This is a genomic window from Fontibacillus phaseoli, assembly GCF_003337355.1.
GTDB lineage: Bacteria > Bacillota > Bacilli > Paenibacillales > Paenibacillaceae > Fontibacillus > Fontibacillus phaseoli.
In genome coordinates, this window is the sequence record NZ_QPJW01000018.1 from 66,743 (window position 1) to 74,088 (window position 7,346).

At 49.2% G+C, this 7,346-nt stretch carries 6 protein-coding genes and 2 rRNA genes; 1 reads left to right on the top strand and 7 read right to left on the bottom strand.

Features of this window, described 5'->3' with window-relative positions; translation table 11 throughout:
- Positions 1-2: 2 nt before the first annotated feature.
- The 5 genes from DFP94_RS24040 to DFP94_RS24060 form a co-directional block, all read right to left on the bottom strand.
- Complete coding sequence (locus DFP94_RS24040; protein ID WP_281269526.1) at positions 3-701, bottom strand: response regulator transcription factor; 699 nt, start codon at positions 699-701, stop codon at positions 3-5.
- Positions 702-855: 154 nt separating this feature from the next.
- Positions 856-3,300, bottom strand: coding sequence for an ATP-dependent protease ATP-binding subunit ClpC (gene clpC, locus DFP94_RS24045; RefSeq protein WP_114499005.1), 2,445 nt, complete (start codon positions 3,298-3,300; stop codon positions 856-858).
- Positions 3,301-3,337: 37 nt separating this feature from the next.
- Positions 3,338-4,396, bottom strand: a complete 1,059-nt coding sequence (gene mcsB / locus DFP94_RS24050) for a protein-arginine kinase McsB (protein WP_114499006.1) — start codon at positions 4,394-4,396, stop codon at positions 3,338-3,340.
- A 12-nt stretch (positions 4,397-4,408) separates the two neighbouring features.
- Complete coding sequence (gene mcsA / locus DFP94_RS24055) at positions 4,409-4,933, bottom strand: protein-arginine kinase activator protein McsA (RefSeq protein WP_114499007.1); 525 nt, start codon at positions 4,931-4,933, stop codon at positions 4,409-4,411.
- Positions 4,934-4,989: 56 nt separating this feature from the next.
- On the bottom strand, positions 4,990-5,448 hold the full coding sequence (locus DFP94_RS24060; RefSeq protein ID WP_114499008.1) for a CtsR family transcriptional regulator: 459 nt from the start codon (positions 5,446-5,448) through the stop codon (positions 4,990-4,992).
- Positions 5,449-5,881: 433 nt separating this feature from the next.
- On the opposite strand from DFP94_RS24060, the gene DFP94_RS24065 reads away from it, so the two are divergent.
- Complete coding sequence (locus tag DFP94_RS24065; protein ID WP_114499009.1) at positions 5,882-6,592, top strand: HAD family hydrolase; 711 nt, start codon at positions 5,882-5,884, stop codon at positions 6,590-6,592.
- A 408-nt stretch (positions 6,593-7,000) separates the two neighbouring features.
- Here the strand turns inward: DFP94_RS24065 and rrf are convergent.
- Both rrf and DFP94_RS24075 read right to left on the bottom strand, forming a co-directional pair.
- Positions 7,001-7,117, bottom strand: a 5S ribosomal RNA gene (gene rrf / locus DFP94_RS24070).
- A gap of 134 nt (positions 7,118-7,251) precedes the next feature.
- Positions 7,252-7,346, bottom strand: a 23S ribosomal RNA gene (locus DFP94_RS24075); the annotation flags it as partial.

The window sequence follows — 7,346 nt, forward strand, 5'->3', positions numbered from 1 at the left end:
TTTCAATTTGGCTCCATTTTATAGCCGATTCCCCATATGGTCTTTATGAATCTGGGATGCTGCGGATCTCTTTCGATTTTCTCGCGCAGCCTGCGAATATGAACCATAACGGTATTCTTGGACTCCATGTACGGTTCCTTCCAGACTTCCTCGTAAATCCTGTCCATGCTAAGCACGATCCCACAATTGAGGGCCAACATATGAAGAACTTCAAATTCGCGCGGCGTCAGCTTTACTTCCCGCTGATCCACCGTTACCTTATGCATCGCGGTATTGATAATGAGGTCGTCGATAGTAATCTCGTTAAGATTCGGGGGAACTACCTGTCTGGCAAAGCGGTTATAACGTCTGAGTTGCGATTTGACCCGGGCTATCAGTTCCAAAGGATTGAACGGCTTGGAGACATAATCGTCGGCTCCGATGCTCAGCCCGGCGATTTTATCCATGTCCTGGCTCTTGGCGGACAGCATGATAATCGGAGTATCGCGTTCTTCGCGAATCCGCATGCAAGCCTCAATACCATCCAGCCTGGGCATCATGACATCCAGGATAATCAGATCGACGGAATCGGACCGCAATCGTTCCAACGCTTCCAGGCCGTCCGACGCCGTAAGCAGTCGGTATCCTTCATTCTGCATATAGATTTCCATCAGCTTAATAATTTCTTTCTCGTCGTCTACCAGAAGAATCGTTTCTTTCACTTCACAAGCCTCCTTGAACTCTACTTTAGAAATTCGTCAAATCGATTATTATCCCTCCGTTGCACCTCAAAAAAAGATAAACGGACCTGCAAAAATAATGCAGGTCCGTCCGTAATAGATTGAAATCTCTATGGTAGAAACTCTTTTTCCTTGGTCAAGCGTTTTTGGAATAAGAACCCGACTTCTCGACCGTCAACGCGCCGTTCTCTTCGTCGATCGTGAGCGAATCGCCCTTCTTCACGTTCCCGGTCAGCAATTCTTCGGACAAACGGTCCTCGATATGCTTCTGAATGGCCCGGCGCAGTGGGCGTGCCCCGTAGGCCGGATCGAATCCTTCCTTAGCCAGGAATGCCTTGGCCTTGTCGGTCAAAACAAAATCAACTTCGTATTCACGCAGCCGCTTGCGCAATTCCTCGGACATGAGCGTCACGATTTCACCGATATGGGATTCCTCCAAGGAGTGGAAAACGATGATTTCATCAATCCGGTTGAGAAATTCAGGACGGAAACTCTTCTTGAGCTCTTCCATCACTTTGCCCTTCATGTTATCGTAATCCGCGCCCGCATCCTCGACCGCCGTAAATCCAAGCCGCGTATTCCGCTTGATCGCTTCAGCACCGACGTTGGAAGTCAGGATAATCAGCGTGTTGCGGAAATCGACCACCCGGCCCTTGGAGTCGGTCAAACGGCCGTCTTCCAGCACTTGCAGGAGGATATTGAACACCTCAGGGTGTGCTTTTTCGATCTCATCCAGCAGGACGACGGAATAAGGTTTGCGGCGTACCTTCTCTGTAAGTTGACCGCCTTCCTCATAGCCGACATATCCTGGAGGCGCGCCTACCAAACGGGCGGTGGAATGCTTCTCCATATACTCCGACATGTCGATCCGGATAACGGCGTTCTCGTCGCCGAACATCGATTCGGCAAGCGCTCTGGCGAGCTCGGTCTTACCTACCCCGGTTGGCCCGAGGAAGATGAAGGAGCCCATTGGACGCTTCGGATCCTTAAGACCCGCACGCGCCCGGCGAATCGCCCGGCTGACTGCCTTAACGGCTTCATCTTGGCCGATAACCCGTTCATGCAGGATTTGCTCCATATTGAGCAAACGCTCGGTCTCTTCTTCTTTCAGCTTGCTGACCGGAATCCCCGTCCAGCTGGCAACGACCTGCGCGATATCCTCCGGGGTTACCTCGGAGTCGGTACGGCCCTGTTTTTCTTTCCACTGGTTTTTCGTTACATCCAGCTCTTCGCGGATCTTTTGCTCGGTATCGCGAAGGGCCGCCGCTTTTTCGAATTCCTGGCTTTGAACCGCGGCGTCTTTCTCCTTGCGGATATCTTCCAGGCGGTTCTCCAACTGCTTCAAATTCGGCGGTACCGTGTAAGAATTCAGCCTTACCTTTGACCCTGCCTCATCGATCAGGTCGATCGCTTTATCCGGCAGGAACCGGTCCTGAATATAGCGGTCCGACAATTTGACGGCCTGCTCGATCGCTTCATCAGTAATCTTCACGCGATGATGAGCCTCATAGCGGTCGCGAAGCCCGTGCAAGATTTGAATCGCTTCCTCAACGGACGGCTGATCTACCGTAATCGGTTGGAACCGGCGTTCGAGAGCAGCGTCCTTTTCGATATATTTGCGATACTCATCCAGCGTCGTGGCCCCGATGCACTGTAATTCGCCCCGGGCGAGCGCCGGCTTCAGGATGTTGGAAGCGTCAATGGCGCCTTCCGCGCCACCCGCTCCGATCAAAGTGTGCAGCTCATCTATAAACAGGATAATATTGCCCGCTTGCCGGATTTCGTCCATGATTTTTTTCAGCCGGTCTTCAAATTCGCCGCGATATTTAGTGCCTGCTACTACGGAGCCCATATCGAGCGTCATTACTCGCTTATCGCGAAGGGTTTCCGGAATTTCGTTGTTGATGATTTTTTGCGCCAGGCCTTCGGCAATCGCCGTTTTCCCGACGCCGGGTTCACCGATCAAGACCGGATTGTTCTTGGTCCGGCGGCTAAGCACCTGGATAACCCGTTCGATTTCTTTACTGCGTCCGATAACCGGATCGAGATTTCCTTCTTTGGCGGAGACCGTCAAGTCACGGGCCAAGCTGTCCAGCGTCGGCGTATTGACATTGGCTGGCGCTCCATGATGGCTCGAGACGGCTTCGCTACTGCCAAGCAGTTGAAGCACTTGCTGGCGCGCTTTGTTGAGGCTGATGCCGAGGTTGTTCAGCACGCGCGCCGCAACCCCTTCGCCTTCCCGGATCAGGCCAAGCAAAATGTGCTCGGTACCGACGTAGGTATGGCCTAATTTGCGAGCTTCGTCCATGGACAGTTCAATGACTTTTTTAGCTCTCGGCGTATAGGCAATATTGGAGGGTTGCTCCTGTCCGCGGCCGATCAAAGTTTCCACTTCATCTTGTATTTTCTCAAGTCCGAGTCCTAGACCGATCAGCGCCTTGGCTGCAATGCCTTCGCCTTCCCGGATCAAGCCGAGCAATATGTGCTCGGTACCGATATTGTTGTGGCCGAGTCTGACCGCTTCTTCCTGGGCCAAAGCCAACACCTTCTGGGCACGTTCCGTAAATCTTCCAAACATCATCTCTCTTTGCACCTCCACATAATATCTATTGCTTCCGTTAATTACCCACTTTTTCCCGAATCAGCTTGGCGCGGTACATATCCCGCTCTCCCGGCGACAGATTTTCGCCGAACAGCTTTTGCAGAAAACCCGGTTGGGTCATGACATTGAGCTCATTCAACACCTGGGCCGGCACGTCATTGATCAAACCGATATCTACGCCAAGCCGAACGTCGGACAATCGCTGCGCCGCTTCTTTCGAATCCATGATGGCGGCATGGGATAAAATCCCGTAAGAACGCATTACGCGGTCAATCATTCGTAAACGCGATTCGGAAAGCAGCTTTTCGCGGGCATTTTTCTCATGCTCGATAATCTGCAGGACGACACCGTACAAATTCTCAATAATTTCCGTTTCGCTTTGTCCTAGTGTAATCTGATTTGAGATTTGAAACAAGTTACCCATCGCTTCACTGCCTTCGCCGTAGATCCCCCTTACCGTCAATCCCACCTGGGAAACGGCCGATAAAATCCGGTTGATCTGCTGCGTAAGCACCAAAGCCGGCAAATGCATCATGACTGAAGCTCTTAAACCTGTACCGACATTGGTCGGACAACTGGTCAAAAAGCCGCGGTTGCCGTCGAAAGCATAATCCACGTGATCCTCAAAAATATCATCGATCTCCGTAGCTTTGCTCCAAGCCTCCTGCACTTGAAAACCGGGATACAAACATTGAATTCGCAAATGGTCCTCTTCGTTCACCATAATACTTAAACTTTCATCTTCACTAATAAATGCGGCACCCCTGCGGGATTCACCTGCCAAATTGGGACTGATCAAATGCTTCTCGACCAGTATACGTTTATCCAGGTCCTCCAGGTCCGCCAAAAGAATCGGATGGAGGTTCCCGTAATTCTGCAGCCGTTCATCCTTCAAGACTTCCTGGAGCAGCTTCAGCACTTCCTCGGACTGTTGTCCCGTTGCCAGCATCGGAAAAGGATGATGAATCAGGTTGCGGGCAATCCGCACCCTGGTGCTGATGACGATATCCGACTCCTTGCCGCCCTGGCTCATCCATTCGCTTAATGGCTGTTCTGTAAAACGAAGATTGGGCATCGTGCACTCCTCCTACTCTGCGGGAATATTCTTCTCAAGTTCGCGGATCTGATCCCGAAGCTCGGCGGCTTCCTCAAACTCTTCCTGAAGAATCCGGTATTGCATCTCACGCCGCAAGTCGTCCAGCTTGCGTTTGATTTGGATGTGACTGCCTGCCCGTTTCGGAACTTTACCCACGTGAACCGTGTTCCCGTGCACTCTTTTAAAGAGCGGATCCAGGCGGTCATTAAAATATTTATAACAGGAGCTACAGCCGAAGCGCCCTATCTTGCTGAATTGCGAGTAAGTCAGGCCGCACTCTTCACAGCGGAGGTTCTCCGGCTGCTTGGAGTTCGCGGATTGACCTTGGACGCCGGGATGAAAATCCATCAGACCCGACAACAGGTTGTGAATGGAAAATCCACCCGTCGTCCCCGGGATCATTTCACCCTTTTCCCTGGCACAAGCTTCACAGATATGAAATTCCGTCTTCTCGCCGTTTACGATCTTCGTAAAATGCAGCGTGGCGGGGCGCTTGCCGCATTCTTGACATTGCATAGGATTTCACTCCTCCAATGGATAGACTCTAATAACACCTGAGGCGGTGCCGGTCATCAGCCGAGCAAAGAGATCAGCATCGCCTTCATCAGTCTCGCCCGGATTTGATCCCGGTAAGGCAGTTTGACCATCAATACTTCCCTGGAAACCGCCGCCCGCATCAAAGCAGCTTCCCGGCCGCTTAGAAATCTGGCCTCTTCCAGTTGATAAATCAGCCCCTCCGCCGCCGACTGGCCGATTTCATCGCCAATCGTTTGATTAAGGTGCGTATGCAAAGAGGTCGGGCCCGGCAGTTCGATCCGCCTGATGCGGACATATCCTCCGCCTCCGCGTTTACTCTCCACCAGGTATCCCTTTTCGAGCGTAAACCTGGTGCTGATTACATAATTAATCTGTGAAGGAACGCAGGAAAACTTATCGGCCAGATCGTTGCGCTGAATTTCTACCGCGCCTTCAGGGCTTTCGTGCAAGATGCTTTTGAGATATTTTTCAATAATTTCGGAGATATTGCGCATCACCTATCCTCCATTGCTCAGTACTCCAACATACCGCGCCACCGATGAACCTAACTCAGCTTATAAACCAAGCATCGCATGTATGAATAGTATTAACCGTATGCGCCGGTTTGAATATGGGATGGCCATGATATGTTGACTTTGACTTTCTTTGACTTTAACTTAAATTTATTATAGCACAAATTTTTGATTTGCCAAGGGGAGCCTCAAATTCCTATTTGCCCTTTGAAACCGGTCATAAAACCTTTCTCAATCCTTATCATTTTTAATGAGATTGAATTATTTAACTTTTTCTGCTTACTATCATGGTAAAATGAAAAGTAATACTTGTGCAATCGTTTCCACAATTAAAAAGAAGTTACAACTTTGCTTTGAAAGGAGGACCCTCCGGAATATTTGACGCGATAAACTTTTATTAAATGGAGGCATCAGCATGTATAATACTTATATTTTCGATTTATATGGAACACTAATTGATATTCATACGGATGAGGAAGACTCTGCCGTTTGGGAAAGACTTAGTTATCATTTTCTGTACAACGGTTATTCGATAGAGCCGGGTACGCTTAAAGAGCAATATCGCAATGAGGTTACACGGCAAATCTCCACCCCGATCATTGAATGCGAATTTCCTGAGTTGGATATTCATTTGATTTTCAAAAATATCGCTTCCGAAATAGGATTCAGCCCAGAAGAGAACTGGCTCGATGAAACGGTACGCTGGTTTAGATTACTTTCTATGCGGAGTCTGAAGTTATATGACGGCGTTAAAGAAACATTAAGCACATTAAAGGATCGGAATAAGAAAATTTACCTGCTATCTAACGGACAAGAGACCTTTGTGGAAGCGGAAATGCGTATTCTGGGCATTACAGACCTTTTTGATGGCATCGCCATCTCTTCCAAACCGGGGATTTGTAAGCCTGACCCGCTGTTCTACGCCTATCTTGCCGACACGTTTAATGTTGATCTGTCCTCGGCTATTATGATCGGGAATGACGCTACCACGGATATCGCGGGCGCCAAACGCATAGGCATGGATGCATGCTATTACCATTCCAATTGCTCTCCGGATACGGAAACGGTGGATTGCAAACATCAGATCTGGGACGGCAATTTCCGGCGAATTTTAGAGCTAGTATAATTTAGCCTTATTCTTCGCAATGCAATGCCTATCGCCGTCAAACAGGTTTTATGAACAAATACTACTGAATTTCATTTGGTTTATAATTTACTCGAGTCCATTTCACGCAATCGGAGTATACTTGGGTTCATCGAACTATCACAACTTAATTAACTGAACTTTCTACAGCTAATTTAGCGTGGAAGGACTTCCGAAGTCAATTAGATGGAAAACCTCCATCTAATTTTGCGCTTTTCCTCTAAAATGGCTCAAACCCTCCAAATTAGCTACAGGTTTTCCAGTTAATTGTCTCGAAAGAGCTAATTCTTCGAAATTAGCTGTAGGTTTTCCAGTTAAGTTGGCACCTGTTGACACCTTATATAACAAAAAGAGCACTACCGAGGTTATCGGCAGTGCTCTTTCTTCGTTGCTTGGCGGCGTCCTACTCTCCCAGGACCCTTCGGTCCAAGTACCATCGGCGCTGGAGGGCTTAACGGTCGTGTTCGGGATGGGTACGCGTGGAACCCCTCCGCCATCGCCACCAAACATGATTTTTCGAAGCTTTCGCTTCTTCAAATCGCTGCGAGAAAATATCAAACCTTATAAAAGGCATGCAGCTTAGTTCAGATGTTTTGATCACCTGAAAACTGGATACGAAACGTGAATTTGCGTGTTAGATATTGGATAAGCCCTCGACCGATTAGTACCTGTCAGCTCCATACATTGCTGCACTTCCACCTCAGGCCTATCAACCTCGTCGTCTTCAAGGGGTCTT

What these genes read in the sequence shown, in the direction of transcription:
- clpC (WP_114499005.1), bottom strand. Translation starts at nt 3,300, where the DNA reads ATGATGTTTGGAAGATTTACGGAACGTGCCCAGAAGGTGTTGGCTTTG.
- mcsB (WP_114499006.1), bottom strand. Translation starts at nt 4,396, where the DNA reads ATGCCCAATCTTCGTTTTACAGAACAGCCATTAAGCGAATGGATGAGC.
- mcsA (WP_114499007.1), bottom strand. Translation starts at nt 4,933, where the DNA reads ATGCAATGTCAAGAATGCGGCAAGCGCCCCGCCACGCTGCATTTTACG.
- DFP94_RS24060 (WP_114499008.1), bottom strand. Translation starts at nt 5,448, where the DNA reads ATGCGCAATATCTCCGAAATTATTGAAAAATATCTCAAAAGCATCTTG.
- DFP94_RS24065 (WP_114499009.1), top strand. Translation starts at nt 5,882, where the DNA reads ATGTATAATACTTATATTTTCGATTTATATGGAACACTAATTGATATT.